Raw genomic sequence first — 20,682 nt, 5'->3', positions numbered from 1 at the left:
ACACTGCGGGGCCTCGATTCGACGCGGCGGCGCGGCAGGCGCGCCGCCGGCGTCGTTCATCAGCCTCTTAACAGCCGAATCGCCAAACCCATGACTCTGCACAAACGAATCGCCTCTCTGCTGCTGGCCTGCGCGCTGGCGCTGCCCGCCGTCGCCCACGCCGCGGATGAAAAACTGATGCTGTCCATCGAAGACGCGCTGAACAGCGATCTGGCCAAGGAAAAGCTGGACCCGAACATCGCCTTCCGCTTTGCCCGCGGCGGCAAAGGCAAGGTGCTGGGCGAATGGGTGAGCAATAAAAAGACCAATAGCTTCGGCAAGGACAACGCCGCCGCCTGCCAACGCGCCTTCATTTCCGCGCTGCTGGAGTTCCAGGAGCGCGCGCGCAAGGAAGACGGCTCCGCCGTGGTCAATATCCGCAGTTATTACAAGTCTGAGGAGATCAGCAACGCCAAGGAATATATGTGCGGCAGCGGCTTCTTGATGGCGGGCGTGGCGCTGAAGGCGCAGGTGCTCAAGTAAGCCTGAAGCGGGGCCTCAAAGCCCCGCGCGGGAGAACACCAGACAGGCGTTGGCGCCGCCGAAACCAAAGCTGTTGCACAGCACGCTGTCCAACTGGGCCGGCCGAGCGTGCCGAACGAACGGCAGACCGGCCAGGCAATCGTCCAGCTCGCCGTATTGCGGCGAGGCGGCGACAAAGCCGTGGCGCATCATCTGCAAGCTGAAGATGGCTTCCATTGCGCCGGCCGCCGCGATCGCGTGGCCGGTCAGGCCCTTGGTGGAGGAGAAGGCGGGCACGGCCTCGGCGCCGAACACGGCCCGGACGGCCTCGATTTCGACGCGGTCCCCTTGCGGCGTGCCGGTGGCGTGGGTATTGATGTAGTCCACCCGTTCCAAACCGGCGTCCGCCAGCGCCAGCCGCATGCAGCGCTCTGCGCCCGCGCCGCTGGGCGCCACCATGCTGTGTCCATCGCTGCAGGCGGCGTAACCGGACAGTTCGGCGATGATGGGGGCTTTGCGCGCCAGCGCGTGTTCCAGCGCCTCCAACACCAGCACGCCCGCGCCGCCGGCGATGACGAAGCCGTCTCGGTCAGCGTGATAAGGACGAGACGCGGTGTCCGGCGTCGACGCGTCGCCGTCGGCCAGCACGCCCATCACGTCGAACAGTACCGCGGATTGCCAGCTCACTTCTTCCGCTCCGCCCGCCAGCATCACATCCTGTTTGCCGAACTGAATCTGTTCGAAAGCGTAGCCGATGGCGTGCGCGGAGGTGGCGCAGGCGGAGGTCACGCCCAGGCTGAGCCCCTGGACGCCCAGATGGGTGGCCAGATTGGCGGATACGGTGTTGCCCATGATCTGCGGCACGTAATAAGGCGTCAGCCGGTGAATGCCGCGGCTGGCCAGAATCGCCATCGCCTCGCTCAGCTTGGCCGTGGAGCCCACGCCGGAACCGACGACCAGGCCGGTGCGCGGGTGTTGCAGGACGGAAGCCGGCAGCCGCGCATGGGCAATCGCCTGCTGGGCGGCGTGCCAGCCGTACAGGGCCGCGTCCGCCATGAAGCGTTGCAGCTTGCGCGGCGGCAAGGCGATGTCGTCGCGGCGCGGCGCGCCGGCCGCCCGGCTGTTCATGCCAAGCTCGGCGAAATCCGGCCGCGCGGCGACGCCGCTGCGGCCGTTGCGCAAGGCCGTCAGCGCCGTTGCCTCATCGTTGCCGATGGGGCTGGCCAGACCATAGCCGCTGACGACGACGCGACGCTTCATGTTCAAGGCGCGATCTGGTTGGCCGACGCCTGGATCTCTTGCACCATGATGGAGACCCAGCGGTTGTAGTTGGGGTGGATCAGCACGGTGCCTACCGGCGCTTTTTCCGCGGCGCCGCTATAGTTTTTGTTCTCGCTCTTGGTTTCCACGTTCAGGTTGTTGGCGGACAGGTATTTGACGCTGTAGCGGTCCGCGCCGTAGCTGATGGCCACCTTGGCCTGATGCTTGCCGCGCACGTCCAGGCTGGCCAGCAGCTTGCCTTCGCCGTCGGCCACCACCACCCAGCCCTTGCTGCCGGCGCCGGCGATGATGGCGCGACGCAGCATGTCCGCGGTCATCGGCTTGCCGTCCATGCGCGCCACCAGTTGGTCGGTCACGTCGCGCACCGGCACGCTGGCCGGCGCGGCCTGCGCGGAAACGGCGGTCATCGCCAAAAGCAGGGCTGCAATATAAGCGCGTAGTTGACGCATGTTTTCTCTCCTGGCCGCTTTAACCGGCCTGTTTCAAAATCAGGGATGTGTTGATGCCGCCGAAGGCGAAGTTGTTGCTCATCGCGTATTCGACATCGGCCCGGCGGATGGCCCCGGTCAGGTAGTCCAGTTCGCCGCAGGCGGGGTCCACCCGGTCCAGGTTCAGTGTGGGCGCCAGCCAGCCTTCACGCAGCATTTCCACCGTCAACCACACTTCCAGCGCGCCGCAGGCGCCCAGGGTGTGGCCGAAATAGCTTTTCAGCGAGCTGATCGGCGCCCGCCCCAGCACGGCGGCGGTGGCCTGGGTTTCCGCGATGTCGCCGCGGTCGGTGGCGGTGCCGTGGGCGTTGACGTAGCCTATCGCGCCGGCGGATAGACCGGCGTCGTCCAGCGCCAGCCGCATCGCGCGCGCCATGGTCGGCGCTTCCGGCTGGGTGATGTGGCTGCCGTCGGAATTGGTGCCGAAGCCGCAGATTTCGGCATAGATGGCGGCGCCGCGCGCCAGCGCGTGCTCGCGTTCCTCCAGCACCAGGGTGCAAGCGCCCTCGCCCACCACCAGGCCGTCTCGGTCGCGGTCGAAGGGCCGCGGCGTATGCGCCGGCTCGTCGTTGCGCTGGCTGGTGGCGTACAAGGTGTCGAACACCGCCGCGCCGCCGGCCGACATTTCCTCCGCGCCGCCGGCTATCATCATGTCGCAGCGGCCGAAACGTATGGTTTCGTAGGCGTAGCCCAGGGCCTGGCTGCCGGAAGTACAGGCGCTGGCGGTGGGAATCACCCGGCCGGTCAGGCCGAAGTACAAGCCGATATTGACCGCGGCGGTGTGGCTCATCATCTGGATGTAGCTGGTGGAGGTGACGCCGGCCATGGAGCCGGTGGCCAACATCTGGCCGAAGGCCTGTATCGGCGCCACGCTGCCGGACGAGGAGCCGTAGGCCACGCCCATGCGGCCGTCCTTGATGCAGGGGTCTTGCAGCAGGCCGGCGTCCAGCAGGGCGCGTTCGGTGGTGCACACCGCCATTTGCGCCACTCGTCCCATCGCGCGGGACATCTTGCGCGGATAGTGGGCCGGCAGCGCGAAGTCGTCCACCGGGGCGCCCAGGCGGGTGTTCAAATCCGGAAAGCCGTCCCACTCCGGCATGGCGCGCACGCCGTTGCGGCCGGCCCGGATCTTGGCCGCGATGGCGGGCCAGTCATGGCCCAGGCTGGTAATGCCCGCCATGCCGGTGATCACGACGCGGCGCATCAGACAATGCCTCCGTTCACGCCTATCACCTGGCGGGTGATGTAGGCGGCGCCGTCGGACATCAGGAAGGCCACCAGAGCGGCCACTTCCTCCGGCCGCCCCACCCGGTTCATCGGCACCATTTTCAGGGCCTCGTCCACCGGAGCGCCTTCCAGGATATCAGTGTCGATCAGGCCCGGCGCCACGCAGTTCACCGTGATCTTGCGGCTGGCCAGTTCCACCGCCAGCGCCTTGGTGGCGCCGATCAGGCCCGCTTTGGCCGCACTGTAATTCACTTGCCCGCGGTTGCCCATCACGCCGGAGACGGAGGACAGGGTGACGACGCGGCCGCCGCTGCGGGCGCGGACCATGGGCATGATCAGCGGATGGGTCACATTGTAGAAACCGGCCAGCGAGGTGTTTACCACCAGGTCCCAGTCTTCGCCCTCCAGCGCCGGGAAGGCGTTGTCGCGGGTCACGCCCGCGTTCAGCACCACGCCCCAGAACGCGCCGTTGGCGGCGATGTCCGCTTCGATGGCCGCGCGCGCGGCCTCGCGGTCGTTGACGTCGAATTGCATCAGCGTCGCCGCCGCGCCCTCCGCGCGGGCGGCCGCTGCCACGGCCTCCGCTTCTTCACGGCGGCTGCGACAGTGGATGGCCACGTCGAAGCCGTCTCTCGCCAGTTGCAAGGCCACTGCCCGGCCTATGCCCCGGCTGGATCCGGTGATCAGGATTCTTTTTTTCATTGTGCGCTGCTTTCCTGCAGAAATAAGGCGAAATCTTCCGGTTCGAACACATTGATGGTGGCCTCGGCCAGCCGGTCTTCACCGCAGGCGATCTCGCACAGGAAGGACCCCATGCCGGACTCGTCGCGATAGACCGGGCTGGCGGTCACCCGCAGCGGCCGCCCGGCGGCGAACGTCGCGCAGGCCGGCTGGTAACGACGCGTGCCCAACAGCACGCCCTGCTTGACCGGCAGCCCCGCCTGGCGCGCCGTCAGGCCCACCCAGGCGGCCACCGCCTGGGCCATCAGTTCGATGCCGATGTAGGCCGGCATATCGCCGGCGGCGTCCGCGTACCATGCCGCCGCGTCCGGCGTGGCGCGCGCCTCCAGGCCCGCGCTGTCGTAGCGTTGCACCGCCTCCAGCAGCAACATGCCGCCGCGGTGCGGCAAGACTTCGGTGATAGCCGGTAACATCATGCGTGTTCGTTCTCGTCCGTCGCTGTTGCCGCCAGCAACAGCGACACGTTATTGCCGCCAAAGGCGTAAGAGTTGCTCATCACCAGCGGCCGCCCCGCGGGCAGCGCAGCGCCGGCTTGCGTCAGTTTCAGCGCCGGCAGGGCCGGGTCCGCCGCGCCGTCCCAGACATGCGGCGGCAGCCGGCGCCGGCTGTCGCTCAGCACCAGCCAGCCGAAGCCCAGCTCGGTGGCGCCGGCGGCCCCCAGCAGGTGGCCGACCAAGGGCTTGGTGGAACTGGCCGGCACGCCGTCGGGAAACACCCGCCGCATCGCCAGACTTTCCATTTCATCATTCTTGACGGTGGCCGTACCGTGCAGATTCACGTACCCCACCTGGGCCGCCTCCGCGCCGGCCATTCGCAAGGCCCGCCGCATCGCCTCCTCCGCGCCGCGGCCTTCCGGGTGCGGCGACGACATATGCCAGGCGTCGCTGCTTTCGCCGTAGCCCAGCAAGGCCACCGGGCCCGGCTCGCGGCTGGCGATGAACAAGGCGGCGCCCTCGCCGATATTGATGCCGTGGCGTCGCGCGCTCATCGGCTGGCACAAGACGGGACTGACGGACTCCAGGGCGGCGAAGCCCTGCCGGGTCAGCTGGCACAGGCTGTCCGCCCCGCCGCAAATCACCGCGTCGCACAGCCCTTGCGACAACAAGCGGGCGGCGGCGGCCACCGCCTTGGCGCTGGAGGAACAGGCGGTGGAGACCACATAGGCGACGCCGTCCAGCCGCAACAGCTCGGCCAGGAACAAGGCCGGGCTGCCCATTTCCTGCTGTGCGTAATCGTAGCGCTCCGGCCGCACCTGCCCGGCCGCCTCGGCGGCGACCGCCAGTTCCGTCTCCAGGATGCCCGAGGTGCTGGTGCCCAGCACCACGCCGATCCGATGACGCCCGTAACGCGCGGCCAGCGCCTCCACGCGGGCGCGCAAGGGCTCCAGCGCGGCCAGGAGCAGCCGGTTGTTGCGGCTGTCGTAGCGGACCAGCTCAGCCGGGATCTCCGGCAGCGCGCCCGCCACCCGGCCCACCACCGCGCCGGCCTCCTCGCACATGCCGCCGCAGTCGCCGGCCAGCAAGCGCCGGTGGATCTCCGGCAGCTCGCGGCCCAGCGCGTTGATCATCGCCAATTCGTTCAGATAAACCGTCATTGAGCCTCCGCCTCCGGCGCCATCACCGCCAAGGATTCGATCTCCAGCGTCATGCCCAGCTGCGGCAGCCGGACGCGCCGTCCCTTGGGCGTCGGCGCGTCGATCAGCAGGGTTTGGTCGCCGTTCATCAGCCGACGCTGGCCGTCCGCCGCGTGCAGCCACCAGGCGGGCGCGCGGCCGAAGCCGTCCAGAACGGCGGCCTCGGGCAGGTGCAGCCATTGCACCAGGGCCAGCATCGCCGGCCCCTGGTCGCTGACCCGGTGGCCGAACGGCGAGCTCGCGCTCCAGCGTCGGCCGTCCCAGCCGGCGCTCAGCAAGGGCTGGCCCAACGGCGACAAGGCCGCCAGCGACAGCCGCTGCCCATCGGCCTCCAGCTGCAGCAAGGACAGTTCGCGAAAACCGCTGCCGCTCGCCGTCACCAACTGGCTGGCGTTATAAGTCTCGGCGGGTTGCCGCAGACAGTAGGCCGGGGTTTGCGGCAGGCGAACGCAATGGCCGCCGCCGGCGCAAGCGGCGAGCAAGAACAGCAGGGGCAGCAGTTTCAACATGACTCGGCCCTTCCCGCGTCCCCGGTCTTGAACAGGGTCACCATAGGCGCCAGCAGCACCGCCAGGCCCACGCCTATCAATTGAGTCAAACCGAAGCTGCTGACCGCGGGGGTGGCGCTCGCGGCCAACAAGCCGAAGGACAGCAAGGTGGTCAAGGCCGACAGCCCCACCGCCAGCAACGCCGCCTGCTGATGATGACGGCGGCCCTCCTCCACGAAGATCGCGTAGTCCACGCCCACGCCCAGCACCATCAGGAAGCCGAGCACGACGAAAAGATTGGCGCTCACGCCCAGCCAGCCCAGCGCGCCCAGGGTGAACAGCACCGCCAGGCTGACCGGAGCGGCCAAGAGCAGCGCGCGCCGCCAGCCGTAACGGCGCTGCATCAGCGCCACGATGGCCAGCAGCGACAACGCGAACATCAGCGTGGAGGCCTCGCGGAACTGGCGGAACAGTTCGGACACGCTGGCGGCCTTGTCCACCAGCGTGACGCCGTCCAGCCCTTGCGCCGCTTGCCGCAAAGCGTCCAGCTTGCGGAAGTCGCCCGGCATCACCGCCATGCGCCAGACGCCGTCGTGCCGTCCCAGCCACAGGTGGCGCAGCGGCGCGGCCAGCGGCTGAGCCAGCAGCGTTTCCGCCGTCAAGGACGGCCCCGGCCGCGCCAGGCCGGCCAGATAGCCGCCGGCGATCTCGTCGCGCACACCGGCGTCCTGCAGCACTTGCCGGCCGGCGTGTCGCATTGCGTCTTGCAGCAGCGCGTGGTCGGCCTGTTGCCGCTCCGGCGGCGGCAGCAAGCTGGACAAGGATTGATAGCCTTGCAGCTGGCCGGCGCTCACCAAGGCGTCTAGGCGGCCGTCCAACTGCCGGCCCAGGCGCAGCAAGGCGGCTTCGCTGGGTGCTTCCAGCAGGAAGAACTGGCGGCTATTGCCCTGCCCCGCCAGCTCTCGAATCAAGTGTTCCTGCGCCAGCAACTCAGCCGAGGGCCGAATCAACTGATGCACATCGTCGTCCGCCTGCAATCGGGCCAGCCCCGGCAGCGACAGCGCGCCCAGCGCCAGCAAGAGCGCGGCCAGGCGGCGGCCGCGCATGAATTGGCAGTAACGGCCGAAAGCGCGGCCTATCGGCGGCAGAATGCCCCGCGCCGACGCCGGCGCGGCCTGACGCACAAAGCAAGGCACGCACCACAGCACGGTCAGATAGGCGCCGACCAGGCCGGCGCTGGAGAAGAAGGCGATCTGGCGCAGCCCCGGAAACGGCAGCAGAGCCAGCGCACCGTAGCCCAGCAAGGTGGTCAGCAGCCCCATGCGGATGGCCGGATGAATGGCGGCCAGCGCTCGCTCCACGTCCCAATCCGGCCCGTCTTGCAACTGGCTGGCGAACAGATGGGTCGAGTAGTCTATCGCCACGCCGATCAGGCTGGCGCCCATCACCAGGGTCAGCAAGTGCAACTGGCCGTACACCGCCAGGGTGGCGGCCACCGCCGTCAGCGTGCCCGCGGCGATCACCGCGCCGGACAAGGCCAGATGGCGCAGCCGGCGGAACACCAGCAACATCAGGCCGATGACGGCCGCCATCGACACGCTGCCTATCCTGTTCATTTCCGCTTCGGCGCCGCCGCGCGCCTCGCCGGCGAACAGCACCGCGCCGGTGGCGGCCAGCTGGCCGCCGCCGGCCTCCGCCAGCGTGCGCAGTTCCGCCACTTCGCGGCTCAGGACTTGCTGCAGCGCCGGATCGTAAGCGTCGCCGTTCAAGGGCGCGCTCAGCAAGCGCCAGGACACGCCGTCTCGCTCCGTCGCCAGCCAGCCGTCCTTGATCTGCAACGACGACTTGGCCATAGGCAGCGCGGCCAACACATTACCGAACAGGCCGAAGGGATCCTCCGCCAGCGGCAGGCCGAAGGCGCCCTGTCCCGGCAGGCTCAAGCGGCGCAGCAACAGGGTTTCCAGATACGCTTGCGGGTTTTGCCGCAGCCCCTCGCGGTCGGCGTCGGTCAACAGGCCGTGGCGGTAAGGGGCGTAAGGCCGCAACAGGCGCGCCGGGTCAAGGTCGCCAATTTTCCCTTGCACCGAGCGCAAGGCCGGCAGGGCGCGCAGCCGGGCGGCCGCCTGTTCCGCCAGGCGGCTGGCCTGGGCCGGATCGCGATGCCCCACCATCACCACCAGGCGCTCGCCCGCCTTGGCCGCCAGTTGCGCCAAGGCGCGCTCCACCTCGGGTTGGCGCGCGTCGTCCGGCAGCATCGCCAGCATATTGGTCTGCACCGGCAAGGGCCGCCCCAGATAGGGCAGCAGCGAGGCCAGGCATAGCAGCATCAGCGCCAGCCAGCCATAAAAGCGCTTGCGCATCAACGCCCTCCCAGCAAGCGGCTTTCCTCGGCGCTCAGCGGGCTTTGCGCATCAATCCGGCTGAAGCGGATCTGTGTGCTGTCGCCGCCGGGCTCGGTCAGCGACACGCGTTCCAGCTGCGCGGCGCCGGCAAGCTCCACCGCGCCCAGGCCTTTTTGCAAAGGCCCCGGCTTGGGCTTCAGCAACAGGGTCCAGGCGGCGGGACTGCCCTTGGCCTCCACCGCGAAGTGCTGCTGCAGCAAATTCCTGTCCCCGGCCAGCAAGCCGCGGAACAAGCCCTCCACCGAGCCGATGCCGGGGATGTCGCGGCTGGCCCGCTCGCGGCGGCTGCCGTCGGGCAGCAGTTCGCTCACGCCCTTGGGCGTCATCACATAGCCCAGTTGATACGGTTTGACGATGGACCAGATCACGCCGTTTTCACGCGACAACACCATGCGTCCGGACAACTGCAGCGGCTTTTTCAAGGCGGCCATCTGCCGGCTCTGCGCGAAATCCGCGTGCAAGACCGAATTCGCCGCCAGTTTTCTGGAAATCTGGCTCAGCAAATCCTCGGCCTGCGCCAGCGGCGCAAGCCCGGCCAGCAAGAGCGCCAGCAAGCCGCCTGCGCGGCGCGTCCACGGTTTCAACATCGTCATTCCTCGCATGGGATGCCCAGTTTGTTCCACAACACCGCCGGCGTGACGAACTGCAGCGCCATGTCGTCGGCCAGGTCCAAGGCCACTTGCACGGTGTGGCCCTGAGTCAGTTTTTCGCCGCTGAGGGCGTCGCGCAGTTGGTAAACCACCTTGAGGCGGTTTTCGTATTCCGTCAGTTGCGCGCGCGCGATCACCCGCTGGCCGTAGCGGGCCGGGCGCACGTATTTCAGATAGCACTCGGTCACCGGCCAGGCGTAGCCGGAATCGCACATCTGCGGGTAGTCGTAGTCGAAGCTGCGCAGCAGCGCGGTGCGCGCCAGTTCGAAGTACTTCACGTAATGGCCGTGCCAGGCCACGTGCAGCACGTCCACGTCGTGGAAGGGAATCTCGATTTCGATCTCCGCCGCCGGCAAAGACGCGGCCGCCTTGGCTTCCACCGCCATCAGTACAGGCTCCAGGCGCGTTGCTGAATCCGCTCTATCGCCAGGCGCAGTTCGCCGTCCTGACGGCGGTCCTCGTCCAGGAAGGGGGACAGCGTCTCCAGTTCGGCCACGAAATCGCCCAGCGCCGGCGGCAGCCGGCTGATATCCAGTTCGCCGGATTGCCGCCGCAAGCGCACGCCCTGCGCCGCCGCCAGCGTCAGGCAGGCCGCCACTTGTTCGGTCAGCTGCAACACGCGCAGCGCGTCGCGCGCGGCGATGGTGCCCATGCTGACCTTGTCCTGGTTGTGGCATTCGGTGGAGCGGGAGAACACCGAGGCCGGCATGGTCAGCTTCAAGGCTTCCGCCGCGCAGGCCGAGGCGGTGATCTGCACCGCCTTGAAGCCGTGGTTGATCGCCGCCCGTTCGCCGCGCGATCCGGACAGATTCTGCGGCAGGCCGTGGTTGTAGCGGGTGTCCACCAGCAGCGCCAGTTGCCGGTCCATCAGGTCGGCCAGATTGGCCACCGCGTTTTTCATGCCGTCCATGGCGAAAGCGATATGGCCGCCGTAGAAATGGCCGCCGTGCAACACCCGCTCCAGGTCCGGATCGATGATGGGGTTGTCGTTGGCGCTGTTCAGTTCGTTCTCGATGTCGCGGCGCAGCCAGGGCAAGGCGTCGCGCAGCACGCCGATGATGTGCGGCGCGCAGCGGATGGAGTAACGGTCTTGCAGGCGGATCTGTTCGCGCGCTTCGCCGCCGTCGTCCAGATCGGCGTAGATCCAGGCGGCCACCTGGTTCTGGCCTTCATGCGGCTTGACCGCGAACAGCTCCGGCGCGAAATGGCCGCGATTGCCTTTCAAGGCCAGGCAGGACAGCGCGGTCAGCCGCGCGCTCAGCCGGGTCAGGTATTCGGCGCGGGCGAAGGCCAGGCAGGCCAGGCCGGTCATCACCGCCGTGCCGTTCATCAAGGCCAGCCCTTCTTTCGGCGCCAGCGTCAACGGCGGCAGGTCCAGTTCGGCCAGCACCGCCGCCGCCGGCCGCACTTGGCCCCGGTAGCACACTTCGCGCTCGCCGCACAAGACGGCGGCCACATAGGACAGCGGCGTCAAATCTCCGCTGGCGCCCACCGAGCCCTCGGCCGGAATCAGCGGCAGCACATCGTGCCACAGCAGGGCGGCCAGTCTTTGCAGCAATAGCCAGCGCACGCCGGACACGCCCTGGGACAGGGAGTTGAGCCGGGCCAGCAGCACCGCGCGCGTGGACGCTTCATCCAGGTAGTCGCCCAGGCCGCAGCCGTGGTAGCGCGTCAGATGCAGCGGCAGCTCCGCCACCAGCGCGGCGGGAATCGTCACCGTGCAGTTGTCGCCGTAACCGGTGTTGACGCCGTAGACTTCGCCGCCCTCGGCCAGCAGGCCGGCCAGGAAGGCGGCGCCGCGTTCGATGCGTTCCGGAAACGCGCCGCCGGCCAACTCCACTTGCACTTGTCCCTGCGCCGCCGCGCACACGTCTTCAATCGTCAAACGTCCGGCGCCCACGCTGAGCGCCTCCTTGCTCTTCATCACTACGGACTCTTTCTCGCCGCGCCACGCGGCAGCTGTCGCTTCCGGCTAAGCGCGCCAGAAATCGTAAAAATTGAACCATTGCAGCGGCGAGCGCCGCGCATGCCAGGCCAGGCGATCGGCGTAACGCTGAATCGTCCGCCGCAGGGCCTCGCCGCGCTCGCGGCGCGGCAGGCGGAGCCGTTCCTCGAACGGCTCCAGCGTAATGTGGTAACGCCGCTGCCGTTTGAGACAGAACAGCAAATAGACCGGACACTCCAGCAGGCTGGCCAGAATCCACGGCCCTTCCGCGAAGGCGGCCGAGCCGCCCAGGAACTCGGCGCGCTGCACTCGCCCATTGTCGCTGGCCGGGGTGCGGTCGCCAACGATCACCACCCACTCGCCGTTGTCTATCTTGTCCTTGAGCAGGATGGCGGTGTCCACGCCCATGTCCTGCACCTGGATCAGGTTGACGGCGTAGTCGCCGCTGGCCGCCGCCAGCAAACGGGAAAACCGCGCGGCGTGCCGGGTGTAGACCACGGCGTTGACCCTGCGCGCGCCGGCCGCGTGTCCCAGCGCCCGGCACATTTCCAGATTGCCCAGGTGCGAGCCCACCAGCAGCGCCCCGCGCCCTCTCGCCAACAGCGCCCGCATATCGTCGCTGCCCGGCGCCTCCACCGCCTCCGGCGGCAGGCCTCCGGCCCAGGCCGCCATTTTGTCGGCGGCGGCTTCGGCGAAGCTGTAGAGATGGCGGTAGACGTCCAGCGCGCGGACGGGCGACGGATCGCCGTCGTCGGCGCGCGCGCGCCGCAGAAAATCCCTCGAGGCGGCGCGCGCGGCGCGGCCGGTGAGAAAGAAATAGGCGACGATGGGATAGAGCAGCAGCCGCACCGAGCGCGCGCCCAGCAGGCGGTAGAAGCCCAGCAGGATTTTCATGCCCAGCAGCGAGCCGCGCTCCGCGGTGGCCGCCCAGCTCATGCGCGCGCCTCGCGCCAGCGACGGCGCAGCAAGCGCGGCACGCGCGGCAGCATGCCCAAGGCCAGCCGGGTGTGCATCAGGCTGATGCGGGCATTGTCTCGCAGGGCGTCGAAATGGGAGAGGCCGCCGCTCGGATACGTCACCCTGGTCGGCAGGTTGAGCACCGGCGCGCCGGCCCAATGCAGACGCACGATGATCTCGATGTCGAAATCCATCCGCCGCGGAATGCGGGTTCGCCGCAGCAAAGCCTCCGTCGCCGCCAACGGGTAGCAGCGGAAGCCGCACATGGAATCGGCGATATCGAAGGACAGCGTTTCAATCCAGACCCAGAAATGGGTCAGATAGCGGCCATATAGACGAGCTTTGGGCACGCTGGCGTCGTACAAGGGACGGCCGGCGATCACCGCGTCGGGCCGCTCCGCCGCCCGCGCCAAAAAACGCGGCACGTCGCTCAACGCGTGCTGGCCGTCCGCGTCCACTTGCAAAGCGTGGCTGTAGCCCTCTCGGTAGGCCAGCCGCATCGCATGCATGACCGCGGCGCCCTTGCCGCCGTTACGCGGCAAACGCAGCAGACGCACCCAAGGCTCCGCGCGCGCCAGCGCCTCCAGCATCTGCCGGGTGGGTTCCTCGCTGCCGTCGTCCACCACCCAGGCGGGCACGCCGTAAGGCCGCAGCCGCTCCAAGACTCCGCCCATGGTGGAGCCGTGGTTGTAGCAGGGAATGATCAGACAGGGACGGAAGCTCATTGCGCTTGCATCCGCAGCCGACCGGAGGACATTTTCCGGCCCGCCACTTCATAGACGAAATTCAGGCGGCCATTGGCCGCGTCCAGTTGCAACACCAGTTCCAAGGCGTCGCCCGGCCGGACGATGCCGGTGAATTTGATCTGATCCATGCCGGCGAAAACGCCGGCGCTGCCCAGAGTCCGGGCGGCGATGCGCGCCGCCCAATGCAGCTGCACCACGCCGGGCAGCACGGGGAAGCCGGGAAAATGGCCGTCAAAGCAGGCCGCGTCCGCCGCCAGCGGGATGGACACGCGGCAGGCGTCCTCCGTCTGTTCCAACACGGAATAAGGGGGCGTGAAAGCCTGCGAGGGGGTCATTGCGCCAATACCTTCCAAATTCAAAACAATCCCGGCATCGCCGCTCGGTCCGGCTTGCCGCGTTCGGTCTGCGGCAGAACGTCGACAAAGCGCCAGCGACGCGGCAACAGCACCGGCTCGTACCAGGCCGTCAGATAGCGCCGCAGCGCCTGCTGCGTCGCCAACTTGCCCAGGGCGGCGAGTTGCGCCCTCCCCTGCGCCGACAGCGCGACAACGGCGCACAGCGTGTCGCGCCGCGCCGGCAGCACCAGCAGCGCGGCGGCATCCAGCCACGGATGATCGGCCAGTCTTTGTTCCTGCTCGCCCAGCGACAGCCTTTTTTCCGCCAGTTTCACCACACGATCGCGCCGGCCTTGCAAGAGAAAGCGGCCGTCCGGCAAAAACTCGGCGGCGTCCGACGCCAGCCAGGGCGCGTCGTCGGGCAGGAAGGGCGACACGATCCGCAACGCGCCTTCCTCGCCGACGGAGCAGCGCACCGAGGGCAGCGGCGTCCAGGCGCGGTCGCCGTCGCTTTGACGGCGCCAGGCCACGCCGCCAGTCTCGGTGCTGCCGAAGATCTCCAGCGGCGCCTGGCCCCCGGCCGCGGCAAACGCCGCGGCGGCGTCGGCCGGCAGCGGGCCGCCCGAAGACACGCACAGCCGCGTGCGGGACAGCAAGGCCGGCAGGTCGATCAGCTCGGGCAGCCGCGACAGCTGCGCCGGGCTGCCGATCAGGGTCACCCCGCCCAAGCCCGCGGCGGCCTCCAGCAAATCCTCTGGCAGGAAATGCGGCGACACTTCGAAGACCCGGCCGGCGCTCAACGGCCACAGCAGACGGAACAGCAGTCCGTAAATATGATGATGCGGCACCGTCGCCAGCACGCAGGCGTCGCCGGCTTGCGCGCCGAAACTGCGCTCCAGCACCGCCACCTCGGCCGAGAGCTGCCGCAGGCGCTTGACGATGGACTTGGGCTCGCCGGTGGAGCCGGAGGTGAACAAGGTCAGCCGGCAGCGCTCGCCGTCCAGCAGGCGCGCCGCTGCGGGCGCGCCCGGCGAAGCCATCCGCGCCCGCAGCGCGGCGTCGTCCAGCGCCTCGTCGAAAGACTCCGCCAGCCCGCTCAAGGTGGCGGGCAAGGCGTTGTTGGGCACCATCGCCTCCGCGTCCGCGCGCCAAACCGCAAACAGCGCGACGGCGAACAGCCAGGCATCCGCGGCGATCAGCGCATAACGCCGGCCGGGCTCCAGCGTGGCGGCCACGCCGGCCACCGCGTCGCTGAAGTCGCGCCACGTCAAGGGCCGCCCGTCGCGCAAAGCCGCCACCCTGTCCGGGTCGCGGCCGCCGATCAACACGCTCTCCAGAGCCAGCGCGCTCATGCCCGCGCCTCGGGAAAGCGCCAGCGCCGATACAGCCATTCGACGGCGAACAAGGCGCCCATCAACAGATAGGACGCCAGGCCGTTGTACCAGAGCCAGAAGTCCTGCCCCGCCGGCAAGGCGGTGTACAGGGCCGCCGCGGCGTTGAAAACGAAAAACCCGCACCAGACGCGGGTCACGCGCCGGGTGTAGGCCACGCCTTCCGGCGGCAAGTCCGGCGTGATCTGACGGGCGAAGCGCTCAATCATCGTGGGCGGATGACGCAGCGAGTGGGCGAACACCCACAGCATGGACAGGCTGATGAACGCCGGCATCAAACGCAATAGCAAGGCGCTGCCGGTCAGGGCCACCAGGGCGGACAAGACGATCATGCCCAGCAAGGCGCCGCGCTGGGCCGCGGCCAGGTCTCGCCACAGCGCGCGGCTTTGCCGCCGGTAGCGCAGCAAGAACAGCAGCAGCAAGGCGGCGCCCACCGCGCGGGGCGGAAAATATTGCAGGCCCAGAAAAACGGCGAGCGGATAACAACAAGCGCCCAGCGCCGCCAACAGGCGCGTCGCCGGCATCTCAGGCGGCCAGCAGCTGCTCGACCGCGGTGATCACGTCATCCACGGTCCGCACCGTTTTGAAGCCATCCGGCTTGATGCGTTTGCCGGTCAGTTGCTGCAGCTTGATCGCCAGGTCCACCGCGTCGATCGAGTCCAGCTCCAGATCGACGAACAGATTGGCCTCCGCCGTCACGCGCTCCGGCTCGATTTCGAAAGTGTCCTGCAGAATGATCCTCAGTTCATTCAGAATTTGCTCACGGGTCATTCTCATGCTTCCTGTTGCGTTGCGACAAAGCGAGCCAGGCTGGCCACCGAGGCGAAATGCGCCTTGGTGGCGGGATCGTTGGCTTCCAGCTTCACCTTGTATGTCTTTTTCAATGCCACGCCCAATTCCAGCGCGTCGATGGAATCCAAGCCCAGTCCTTCGCCAAACAACGGCGCTTCGGCGTCGATATCCTCGGCACCCATGTCTTCCAGTTCCAGGGCCGAAATGATCAACAACTTGATTTCATGTTCCAGCGCACTCATGTCCAGCTTTCCTTCCTTGCCAATGTTTGGCTGAAATAATCTTGCAAGGCCTCGCTCAAACGGCGGGAGGCCAGCGACGGCTGCGTCTCGGCCGGCAACAGTTCCGCCAGGGCCAGCGGCCGGCCGGTGTCCAGGCCGAAGTCGAAACGCCGCGCCGGGATCTGATGCCAACGCTTGTCCTTGGTCAGCGTGGACGGGCTGCAACTCAGCGTCACCGGCAGAATGGGAGCCTGAGCCGCCAGCGCGATATGGGCGGCGCCGCGTTGAAACTTGAGTTCGCGCCCGGGCACGGTGCGCGTTCCCTCCGGGAAGATGAGCAGATTGTCGCCTCGTCGCAGCGAGGCGGCGCAATCCGCGATCAAGCTCCCGGAATCGTCGTTGCGGATATAGCCGGCGGCGCGCACCACGCCGCCCAGAAAGGGGCTGTCCCACAGCGCGGCCTTGACCACGCAATTGGCGTTGGGCATGCGGGCGATGATCGCCACCACATCGATCAGCGTCGGATGGTTGGCCAGCACCAGCGTGCCCCGCGCCTGTTCCAGCCGCCCCTCGCCGCTCATGCTCAGCCTCATGATGCCGCTGAGGCGCATGAAGCCGATGAACAAGGCGAAAGCGCGCTGGATGATGGCCCGCGCCAGCCGCTGGCGGCGGCCGTTGCGATTGGGCACCAGACGCAAGGCCGGAAACACCACCAGCGTCAGCAGCAAAGCGCCCTCGCTGAACAAGGAGAAGGCCAAGGCCGTCATCAGCAAGCGCCAGCCATAACTAAGCCCCCTCACGGCTCAGCCTCCAGCCGTTCAGTTCCAGCTGCGTCCGTCCGCCGGCCAGTCCGTGCGCCAGCCAGGCCGGCTGCGGCCAGCCTTCCGGCGCGCGCGCGCGCGCGTCCTGTCGCAAACTCCAGCGCGGCGCGCCGGCCCGCAGCAGCAAGGCCAAGCCCTGGGGTTGGTCCAGTGCGTCGTCGGCGCCTTGATAGAACGGAAGCAGGGGCAGATCCGCGAACAGCAGCAGCACCGGTTGCGCGGGGTCTTCCGCCGCCGTCAGCGCCGCCTCCAGCAGGCCGTAGCCCAATGTGCGTTCTCCGGCGGCCACCGCCGTCGCCGCCGACTCGTCGCGCCGCAACAAGGACAGCGTGCCGGCAATCGCGTTATGCACGGAAAGCCCGAACACCGTGGGGGAAACCGGAGAGTCCGCCGCGATGTCTTCCAGCATCAAATGCGTGCGGTTGACCTCGCCGTGGCGAGAGGCGAACACCAGCTTCGCCGCCGGCGCGTCCGCCGCGCACGCTTGGGCCAAATGCAGACAGATGCGCGCCAGCGGACTCAAGCGCCGCCGCTGCGCCGCGTCGACGAAACGGCAGTCCGGATACGCAATGGGCGCCTCGGCCGCCTGCAACGGCCGTTGCGCCCAGTCGGCGGCCGACTCGCGGCCCGGCATCCAAGCCGCCCAACGCTGTATCGCCAACGTCGGTTCGCCGCTCATTGTCACTTCCGCCATCCACAAGCCTGTCAATCAAAAAAAGGAGCGTATTCTAAATTGTTCACACTCAGCCAACAAGCAAACAAGCATACGGCATTAAACAATGGTTACGAATCCGTCCCATTTTGTCGCAAGCGCAACAAAAACGCACCCGCGGGATTAAACGGCCGGTTTGATCGCCACCGCGTTGACCAGCGTTTCCTCCCGCTTCTGCGGCACTTTGAAGCCAAACCACTCCAGCGCCCCCAAGTCCGGCCGGCTCCACCACAGATAGGGCATGGACACGCGCGCGTCCGGCAGCTCAAAACCGGCCCCGCGCAGCAGGCCCAGATATTCGTCGGCGGTTTTCTGGATGTCCATCGGGTGGCGGAACAGCAGCCGGATAGGCAAGGAGTGGATGTAGCGTTTGGTCGACTCGGCGAACAACAACATCCCGCCCGGCTTCAGCACCCGGAAAAACTCCTTCATCGCCGCCTCCTGCTCCACCAGGTGATGGAAGCTTTGATGGCAATACACCATGTCGAAGCTCTCGTCGGCGTACTCCATGCGCGAAGCGTTGCCGAAAGCCAGCGTGACTTTGCTTGAGCAACGGCCGGCGGCAGGACGCGCCCGCTGCTCGATTCCCGGATCCGCGTCCAGCGCCACGATCTCGTCCGGCGCGAATCTGCGGGCCAGCTCGTCAAACGAATGCCCAAACCCGCACCCCACGTCCAGCACCCGGGCAAACGCGCGCCGCGGCGGCATCATCCGCTCCAGATCGTTCAGCGCGCGGCGCAGCACATGCACTTTCCAGGTGGCCGTATTCAGGAACCAATTGCCAAAACGCGTTTCTTCAACAAACGGAAAAGTATTCTGCATTCTCAGATTCAAGCAAGGTATCCAACAAAAGCAGCCAGCCTCTCGCCCTAGGCCCCATCGACTCGGGTAAAAGGAAGGGCGCGCTCGCTGCAAAGACAAAAAACAGCCGCCAAGGCGGCTGTTATCGCATCCAATCAAACCGGGGGGACTACTGCAACAATTCGCCGGCCTCCGACTTGGGCGAACGGCTCAGCAACTCCTGAACCACCCGCTGCGGGTCGTGCCCCTGGTAGAGCAGGCCGCAAACCGCGGCGGTGATTGGCATGTCCACTTCCAGCCGTTCAGCCATGGTCAGCACTTCGCGAGCGGTGGCCACACCTTCGGCTACGTGGCCCAGTTCCTGCAGCGCTTGCTGCAAAGGCTTGCCCTCGGCCAGCTTCAGACCCACCTGGCGGTTACGCGACAGCGCGCCGGTGCAGGTGAGAATCAGATCGCCCATGCCGGCCAGACCCATCATGGTCTGCTGGCTGGCGCCCAGCGCGGTGGCCAGGCGGGTGATCTCGGCCAGGCCGCGGGTGATCAGCGCGGCGCGGGCGTTCATGCCGTATTCCAGACCATCCGCCACGCCGGTGGCGATGGCCATCACGTTCTTGACCGCGCCGCCCACTTCCACTCCCACCAGGTCGGCGTTGGCGTAGAGGCGCAGCAGCGGGCTGTGCAGATCGCGCGCCACTTGCCGGGCGAAGGCTTCGTCGTCGGAGGCGACGGCCGCCGCTGCCGGCAAGCCCTGCGCCACTTCACGGGCGAAGCTGGGGCCGGACAACACGCCGCAGCGGTGGTTGGCCGGCAGCTCCTCCGCCACCACCTGGTGCGGCAACAAGCTGGAGCCGGCCTCAAAGCCCTTGCAGGCCCACAGCAACGGCGGCAGTTGCGAAGACAGCGCGGTCAGCGCCCGCAGCGTGGGCCGCAAGCCGGCCATCGGCGTGACGATGAGGATGAGTTCGGCGTCGTGGATGGCGCGCGGCAGTTCCGCGGACAGCTTGAGCGCGTCCGGAAACGGGCAATCGGGAAGATAGCGCTGATTGACGCGCTTGGCGGCCAGTTCGGCCACCTGGTTGGCGTCGCGCGCCCAGAGCGTGACTTGATGGTGACGGGCGAAGGCGATGGCCAGGGCGGTGCCCCATGCGCCAGCGCCCAGGATGGCCAGTTTCATGCGTAGCCCTTACAAGCCCCAGAGGTCGGTAATACGAGCATAGCCGATGCTGCCGTCGCGGTGACGCACTTTGACCCAGCCGCCCTTGGGCGGCTCTTGCAGCTCCACCACGCCGTCCTTGGGCACGGTGTAGGCCAGCGGGCCGTCGTTGGCCGGCGCGGCGCGCACTTCCGCCTTGTCGGCGGTGATCAGCAGCCAGCGCTGCTTGGACAGCGCGGCGGCCGGAATCCAGGCGATGCCGCCGGTGGCGTCGCGCACGCGCGACCATTCTTTCTGACTGCTCAGCACTTCCACCGGGTAGTAGCGGCTCACCACGAACAATTTCTTCGAGGTGAGCGCCGGCGCCTCGTACAGCGCCACGCCGGTTTCCTTCACTGAGCGAAACTCAAGTGCGGCGGCGCTGTGGGCCAGCAGGCCCAGGCTCAGCGCCAGCGGATATACGAGGCGTTTCATTGCTTGCGTCGCCTCAGGCGTTGCCGGCTTCGGCCTGTTGCGCGCGTTGCTGCATGTACAGGGCTTCGAAGTTGATCGGGGACAGCAGCACCGGCGGGAAGCCCGCGCGGTTCACCACGCTGGACACGGCTTCGCGCGCGTAGGGGAACAGGATGTTGGGGCAAGCCACGCCCAGGATGGGGTCGATGTCTTCGGTCGGCACGTTGCGGATCTGGAAGATGCCGGACTGGCCCACTTCGCACAGGAACATGGTTTTTTCCGGCAGCTTGGCGGTCACGGTCACGGTCAGGGTCACTTCGTAGAAACCGTCGTCCAACTGCTTGCCTTCGCTGGCCAGCTGCATGTCGATTTCCGGCTGTTCTTGCTCCAGGAACACCTGCGGCGCGTTAGGCACTTCCAGGGACATGTCCTTCACATAGATTTTCTCGATGGAAAACGCCGGCTGCAGCTCTTGTTGTTCGCTCATCTCTTTGTCTCACACGGAGGCCGCTCGCAAGCGGCCGGTTTTGGAATGGTTAAAACAGGCCTGCATCATCGCACGAAAGCGGTTCAGGGCCAACCGCCCGCAAACGGGGGTTTGATCGCGGGCAAAACGGCTCAATCGGCCAGCAGCAAGTCCAGCTTGCCGGCCTGGTTCAGCGCCACCAGGTCGTCGCAGCCGCCGACGTGGGCATCGCCGATGAAGATTTGCGGCACGGTGCGGCGGCCGGTCAGATCCATCATCTTGTCGCGCTCGACCGGGTCCAGGTCGATGCGGATTTCCTTGATATCGGCCACGCCTTTGGCGGCGAGGACTTGCTTGGCGCGGATGCAGTAAGGGCACACCGCGGTGGTATACATGGTTACGGGTTTCATCGATGGCTTTCGCGAAATCGGGCGCTCCGGCGAGGAGCGCGCAAAGCCCGATATTATACCGCCGCCGC

26 protein-coding genes are annotated in these 20,682 nt (G+C 67.5%); 1 reads left to right on the top strand and 25 read right to left on the bottom strand.

What is annotated here, in order from left to right; translation table 11 throughout:
- Positions 1 to 90 precede the first annotated feature (90 nt).
- Positions 91 to 522, top strand: a complete 432-nt coding sequence (locus HA052_RS10915) for an excinuclease ATPase subunit (protein WP_206118867.1) — start codon at positions 91 to 93, stop codon at positions 520 to 522.
- A 15-nt stretch (positions 523 to 537) separates the two neighbouring features.
- Here the strand turns inward: HA052_RS10915 and HA052_RS10910 are convergent, their stop codons facing one another.
- From HA052_RS10910 to grxC, 25 genes are all read right to left on the bottom strand, one after another.
- The gene (locus HA052_RS10910) at positions 538 to 1,761 is read right to left on the bottom strand and encodes a beta-ketoacyl synthase N-terminal-like domain-containing protein (RefSeq protein ID WP_166451959.1); all 1,224 of its coding nucleotides are present in this window, start codon (positions 1,759 to 1,761) and stop codon (positions 538 to 540) included.
- 2 nt (positions 1,762 to 1,763) lie between these two features.
- Positions 1,764 to 2,231 carry a hypothetical protein gene (locus HA052_RS10905; protein ID WP_166451958.1) on the bottom strand — a complete coding sequence of 156 codons (468 nt, stop codon included), beginning with the start codon at positions 2,229 to 2,231 and terminating at the stop codon, positions 1,764 to 1,766.
- Between the two features lie 19 nt (positions 2,232 to 2,250).
- Complete coding sequence (locus HA052_RS10900) at positions 2,251 to 3,474, bottom strand: beta-ketoacyl-ACP synthase (protein WP_166451957.1); 1,224 nt, start codon at positions 3,472 to 3,474, stop codon at positions 2,251 to 2,253.
- Entirely contained in the window at positions 3,474 to 4,199 is a 726-nt protein-coding gene (locus tag HA052_RS10895) for a 3-ketoacyl-ACP reductase FabG2 (protein WP_166451956.1), read from the bottom strand. Before HA052_RS10895 ends, HA052_RS10900 begins: the two co-directional genes overlap by 1 nt.
- Positions 4,196 to 4,654, bottom strand: a complete 459-nt coding sequence (locus HA052_RS10890; protein WP_166451955.1) for a hotdog family protein — start codon at positions 4,652 to 4,654, stop codon at positions 4,196 to 4,198. Before HA052_RS10890 ends, HA052_RS10895 begins: the two co-directional genes overlap by 4 nt.
- Positions 4,651 to 5,832, bottom strand: a complete 1,182-nt coding sequence (locus HA052_RS10885) for a beta-ketoacyl-[acyl-carrier-protein] synthase family protein (RefSeq protein ID WP_166451954.1) — start codon at positions 5,830 to 5,832, stop codon at positions 4,651 to 4,653. Before HA052_RS10885 ends, HA052_RS10890 begins: the two co-directional genes overlap by 4 nt.
- Complete coding sequence (locus tag HA052_RS10880; RefSeq protein WP_166451953.1) at positions 5,829 to 6,380, bottom strand: DUF3261 domain-containing protein; 552 nt, start codon at positions 6,378 to 6,380, stop codon at positions 5,829 to 5,831. The genes HA052_RS10885 and HA052_RS10880 overlap by 4 nt, the downstream gene beginning before the upstream one ends.
- The gene (locus HA052_RS10875; RefSeq protein WP_166451952.1) at positions 6,374 to 8,719 is read right to left on the bottom strand and encodes an MMPL family transporter; all 2,346 of its coding nucleotides are present in this window, start codon (positions 8,717 to 8,719) and stop codon (positions 6,374 to 6,376) included. The genes HA052_RS10880 and HA052_RS10875 overlap by 7 nt, the downstream gene beginning before the upstream one ends.
- The gene (locus HA052_RS10870) at positions 8,719 to 9,348 is read right to left on the bottom strand and encodes a LolA family protein (RefSeq protein ID WP_166451951.1); all 630 of its coding nucleotides are present in this window, start codon (positions 9,346 to 9,348) and stop codon (positions 8,719 to 8,721) included. The genes HA052_RS10875 and HA052_RS10870 overlap by 1 nt, the downstream gene beginning before the upstream one ends.
- Before the next feature lie 2 nt (positions 9,349 to 9,350).
- Positions 9,351 to 9,797, bottom strand: a complete 447-nt coding sequence (locus HA052_RS10865; RefSeq protein WP_166451950.1) for an acyl-CoA thioesterase — start codon at positions 9,795 to 9,797, stop codon at positions 9,351 to 9,353.
- Positions 9,797 to 11,335: an HAL/PAL/TAL family ammonia-lyase gene (locus HA052_RS10860; RefSeq protein WP_166452039.1), complete on the bottom strand. Its 1,539-nt coding sequence runs from the start codon at positions 11,333 to 11,335 to the stop codon at positions 9,797 to 9,799. Before HA052_RS10860 ends, HA052_RS10865 begins: the two co-directional genes overlap by 1 nt.
- Positions 11,336 to 11,383: 48 nt before the next feature.
- On the bottom strand, positions 11,384 to 12,292 hold the full coding sequence (locus HA052_RS27630; protein WP_240937339.1) for a lysophospholipid acyltransferase family protein: 909 nt from the start codon (positions 12,290 to 12,292) through the stop codon (positions 11,384 to 11,386).
- Positions 12,289 to 13,038 carry a glycosyltransferase family 2 protein gene (locus HA052_RS27625; protein ID WP_240937338.1) on the bottom strand — a complete coding sequence of 250 codons (750 nt, stop codon included), beginning with the start codon at positions 13,036 to 13,038 and terminating at the stop codon, positions 12,289 to 12,291. The genes HA052_RS27630 and HA052_RS27625 overlap by 4 nt, the downstream gene beginning before the upstream one ends.
- Positions 13,035 to 13,394, bottom strand: coding sequence for a 3-hydroxyacyl-ACP dehydratase FabZ family protein (locus HA052_RS10850; RefSeq protein ID WP_166451949.1), 360 nt, complete (start codon positions 13,392 to 13,394; stop codon positions 13,035 to 13,037). Before HA052_RS10850 ends, HA052_RS27625 begins: the two co-directional genes overlap by 4 nt.
- A 20-nt stretch (positions 13,395 to 13,414) precedes the next feature.
- Positions 13,415 to 14,746 (bottom strand): AMP-binding protein, encoded by a 1,332-nt coding sequence (locus tag HA052_RS10845; protein WP_166451948.1) that lies wholly within the window; start codon positions 14,744 to 14,746, stop codon positions 13,415 to 13,417.
- Entirely contained in the window at positions 14,743 to 15,309 is a 567-nt protein-coding gene (locus HA052_RS10840) for a COG4648 family protein (protein WP_166451947.1), read from the bottom strand. Before HA052_RS10840 ends, HA052_RS10845 begins: the two co-directional genes overlap by 4 nt.
- 1 nt (position 15,310) lies before the next feature.
- Positions 15,311 to 15,556 (bottom strand): acyl carrier protein, encoded by a 246-nt coding sequence (locus HA052_RS10835; RefSeq protein ID WP_166451946.1) that lies wholly within the window; start codon positions 15,554 to 15,556, stop codon positions 15,311 to 15,313.
- 2 nt (positions 15,557 to 15,558) lie between these two features.
- Positions 15,559 to 15,819, bottom strand: a complete 261-nt coding sequence (locus tag HA052_RS10830; RefSeq protein WP_166451945.1) for a phosphopantetheine-binding protein — start codon at positions 15,817 to 15,819, stop codon at positions 15,559 to 15,561.
- Positions 15,816 to 16,598 (bottom strand): 1-acyl-sn-glycerol-3-phosphate acyltransferase, encoded by a 783-nt coding sequence (locus tag HA052_RS10825; RefSeq protein WP_206118866.1) that lies wholly within the window; start codon positions 16,596 to 16,598, stop codon positions 15,816 to 15,818. Before HA052_RS10825 ends, HA052_RS10830 begins: the two co-directional genes overlap by 4 nt.
- On the bottom strand, positions 16,585 to 17,313 hold the full coding sequence (locus HA052_RS10820; protein WP_166451944.1) for a beta-ketoacyl synthase chain length factor: 729 nt from the start codon (positions 17,311 to 17,313) through the stop codon (positions 16,585 to 16,587). Before HA052_RS10820 ends, HA052_RS10825 begins: the two co-directional genes overlap by 14 nt.
- Positions 17,314 to 17,454: 141 nt before the next feature.
- A complete protein-coding gene (locus HA052_RS10815; RefSeq protein ID WP_166451943.1) occupies positions 17,455 to 18,153 on the bottom strand; it encodes a class I SAM-dependent methyltransferase in 699 nt (232 codons plus the stop codon).
- Positions 18,154 to 18,301: 148 nt separating this feature from the next.
- Positions 18,302 to 19,306: an NAD(P)H-dependent glycerol-3-phosphate dehydrogenase gene (locus HA052_RS10810; protein ID WP_166451942.1), complete on the bottom strand. Its 1,005-nt coding sequence runs from the start codon at positions 19,304 to 19,306 to the stop codon at positions 18,302 to 18,304.
- 9 nt (positions 19,307 to 19,315) lie between these two features.
- On the bottom strand, positions 19,316 to 19,759 hold the full coding sequence (locus tag HA052_RS10805; protein WP_081550203.1) for an SH3 domain-containing protein: 444 nt from the start codon (positions 19,757 to 19,759) through the stop codon (positions 19,316 to 19,318).
- A 13-nt stretch (positions 19,760 to 19,772) separates the two neighbouring features.
- Entirely contained in the window at positions 19,773 to 20,225 is a 453-nt protein-coding gene (secB, locus tag HA052_RS10800) for a protein-export chaperone SecB (RefSeq protein ID WP_081550201.1), read from the bottom strand.
- A gap of 131 nt (positions 20,226 to 20,356) precedes the next feature.
- Positions 20,357 to 20,614 (bottom strand): glutaredoxin 3, encoded by a 258-nt coding sequence (gene grxC / locus HA052_RS10795; RefSeq protein WP_166451941.1) that lies wholly within the window; start codon positions 20,612 to 20,614, stop codon positions 20,357 to 20,359.
- Positions 20,615 to 20,682 lie beyond the last annotated feature (68 nt).

Source organism: Chromobacterium fluminis, from assembly GCF_011602385.1.
Classification (GTDB): Bacteria; Pseudomonadota; Gammaproteobacteria; order Burkholderiales; family Chromobacteriaceae; genus Chromobacterium; species Chromobacterium fluminis.
This window is presented reverse-complemented; position numbering and strand designations above follow the sequence as displayed.

Excerpts from the sequence above, each read along its gene's own strand:
- HA052_RS10915 (WP_206118867.1), top strand. The coding sequence starts at position 91 with ATGACTCTGCACAAACGAATCGCCTCTCTGCTGCTGGCCTGCGCGCTG.
- HA052_RS10910 (WP_166451959.1), bottom strand. The coding sequence starts at position 1,761 with ATGAAGCGTCGCGTCGTCGTCAGCGGCTATGGTCTGGCCAGCCCCATC.
- HA052_RS10905 (WP_166451958.1), bottom strand. The coding sequence starts at position 2,231 with ATGCGTCAACTACGCGCTTATATTGCAGCCCTGCTTTTGGCGATGACC.
- HA052_RS10900 (WP_166451957.1), bottom strand. The coding sequence starts at position 3,474 with ATGCGCCGCGTCGTGATCACCGGCATGGCGGGCATTACCAGCCTGGGC.
- HA052_RS10895 (WP_166451956.1), bottom strand. The coding sequence starts at position 4,199 with ATGAAAAAAAGAATCCTGATCACCGGATCCAGCCGGGGCATAGGCCGG.
- HA052_RS10890 (WP_166451955.1), bottom strand. The coding sequence starts at position 4,654 with ATGATGTTACCGGCTATCACCGAAGTCTTGCCGCACCGCGGCGGCATG.
- HA052_RS10885 (WP_166451954.1), bottom strand. The coding sequence starts at position 5,832 with ATGACGGTTTATCTGAACGAATTGGCGATGATCAACGCGCTGGGCCGC.
- HA052_RS10880 (WP_166451953.1), bottom strand. The coding sequence starts at position 6,380 with ATGTTGAAACTGCTGCCCCTGCTGTTCTTGCTCGCCGCTTGCGCCGGC.
- HA052_RS10875 (WP_166451952.1), bottom strand. The coding sequence starts at position 8,719 with ATGCGCAAGCGCTTTTATGGCTGGCTGGCGCTGATGCTGCTATGCCTG.
- HA052_RS10870 (WP_166451951.1), bottom strand. The coding sequence starts at position 9,348 with ATGTTGAAACCGTGGACGCGCCGCGCAGGCGGCTTGCTGGCGCTCTTG.
- HA052_RS10865 (WP_166451950.1), bottom strand. The coding sequence starts at position 9,797 with ATGGCGGTGGAAGCCAAGGCGGCCGCGTCTTTGCCGGCGGCGGAGATC.
- HA052_RS10860 (WP_166452039.1), bottom strand. The coding sequence starts at position 11,335 with ATGAAGAGCAAGGAGGCGCTCAGCGTGGGCGCCGGACGTTTGACGATT.
- HA052_RS27630 (WP_240937339.1), bottom strand. The coding sequence starts at position 12,292 with ATGAGCTGGGCGGCCACCGCGGAGCGCGGCTCGCTGCTGGGCATGAAA.
- HA052_RS27625 (WP_240937338.1), bottom strand. The coding sequence starts at position 13,038 with ATGAGCTTCCGTCCCTGTCTGATCATTCCCTGCTACAACCACGGCTCC.
- HA052_RS10850 (WP_166451949.1), bottom strand. The coding sequence starts at position 13,394 with ATGACCCCCTCGCAGGCTTTCACGCCCCCTTATTCCGTGTTGGAACAG.
- HA052_RS10845 (WP_166451948.1), bottom strand. The coding sequence starts at position 14,746 with ATGAGCGCGCTGGCTCTGGAGAGCGTGTTGATCGGCGGCCGCGACCCG.
- HA052_RS10840 (WP_166451947.1), bottom strand. The coding sequence starts at position 15,309 with ATGCCGGCGACGCGCCTGTTGGCGGCGCTGGGCGCTTGTTGTTATCCG.
- HA052_RS10835 (WP_166451946.1), bottom strand. The coding sequence starts at position 15,556 with ATGACCCGTGAGCAAATTCTGAATGAACTGAGGATCATTCTGCAGGAC.
- HA052_RS10830 (WP_166451945.1), bottom strand. The coding sequence starts at position 15,819 with ATGAGTGCGCTGGAACATGAAATCAAGTTGTTGATCATTTCGGCCCTG.
- HA052_RS10820 (WP_166451944.1), bottom strand. The coding sequence starts at position 17,313 with ATGGCGGAAGTGACAATGAGCGGCGAACCGACGTTGGCGATACAGCGT.
- HA052_RS10815 (WP_166451943.1), bottom strand. The coding sequence starts at position 18,153 with ATGCAGAATACTTTTCCGTTTGTTGAAGAAACGCGTTTTGGCAATTGG.
- HA052_RS10810 (WP_166451942.1), bottom strand. The coding sequence starts at position 19,306 with ATGAAACTGGCCATCCTGGGCGCTGGCGCATGGGGCACCGCCCTGGCC.
- HA052_RS10805 (WP_081550203.1), bottom strand. The coding sequence starts at position 19,759 with ATGAAACGCCTCGTATATCCGCTGGCGCTGAGCCTGGGCCTGCTGGCC.
- secB (WP_081550201.1), bottom strand. The coding sequence starts at position 20,225 with ATGAGCGAACAACAAGAGCTGCAGCCGGCGTTTTCCATCGAGAAAATC.
- grxC (WP_166451941.1), bottom strand. The coding sequence starts at position 20,614 with ATGAAACCCGTAACCATGTATACCACCGCGGTGTGCCCTTACTGCATC.